The organism is Modestobacter sp. KNN46-3 (assembly GCF_011039295.1).
In genome coordinates, this window is the sequence record NZ_JAAKGN010000346.1 from 1 (window position 1) to 1,114 (window position 1,114).

The 1,114-nt window shown below is 70.6% G+C and carries 1 pseudogene; it reads right to left on the minus strand.

Features of this window, described 5'->3' with window-relative positions:
• Positions 1 to 333, minus strand: a pseudogene (locus G5C62_RS27200) (GAF domain-containing protein); the annotation flags it as partial.
• Between the last annotated feature and the right edge of the window lie 781 nt (positions 334 to 1,114).

Sequence of the window (1,114 nt, forward strand, 5' to 3'; positions counted from 1 at the left end):
CAGCGGCACCGACAGCGAACTCAGGTTGCCGTGCTCGGCCGCGCGCCGGGCGTACTCCGGCCAGCGGGTCTGGCTACGGGTGTCGGGGATCTCGGTCAGCTCGAGCGTGGTGGCTGCGTGCAGGCAGGGCCCGTGGTGCTCGGCGTACTGCACCTCGTCGAGGTCCGTGGCCAGTTGCCCGGTGGAGACGACGGTGAACCGCCGATGGCCGGTCTGGACGGTGATCGACGCCTCCGGGTCACCGGGCATGACCGACTTGGCCAGCTCTGTCACCGTCTGGAGCAGCGACTCCATCGAGTAGCGCTGCAGCGAGATGCCGCCCAACTGCTCCAACGCGCGAGCGGCCTCCTCGCTTCGGGAGGGGACGTCAGGGGGGAGGACGGCGCGCGACATGGCTCAGCTCCGGTCAGGTACACCGGGGTGGCGACCTCGGCAGGAGCCCCGACCTGGGACCCCGCGAACACGCGCCGTCTGTGTGACACGTCGGAGCTCCACGAGCCTAGGCCACCCGGGTGTCGACAGAACGCGGGCAGCCGGGCGTGCGCGGCGGCCCCACCAGCCGTGGTCCGGCCGATGGAGCCTGACCGCGAGAGCTGGTTGCTCAACTCCCCGCCGGCTGACCTCCACGCTGCGCACGTCCGGTCCCCCGCCGGGACCCTCGTGTGCCGTGTCCGCGCGCACGGGGGCCAGGCACCACGATCGCCCTTCGTCGTGTTCGGGCGTTAACCTGCTCTCGTCACGGGAGCACAGCCCGAACGGTCTCGGTGCATCACGCAGAGGCGCACCTCGACCGGGGCACCTGTCGGTGCCGATGCCGCGGAGACCCACTCGCGGTCGCACCGATGGAGCTCCTCGTGTCGAACCCCACGTCGTCGTCCTCAGCCACCCGCTCCGCCCTGCAGCAGATCAACTCGTTGGTGTTGCACGAACACAGCATGGACACGCTCCTGCAGGCGGTCGTCGACGCCACGAAGGCGACGCTGCCCGGGTACGTGGACTCGTCGATCACCCTCGTCGTCGGCAACCGTCCAACCACTGCCGTGTACAGCGGCCAGCTGGCCCTGGACCTGGACGAGTCCCAGTACGAGCGCGGCCACGGCCCCTGCCTGCACGC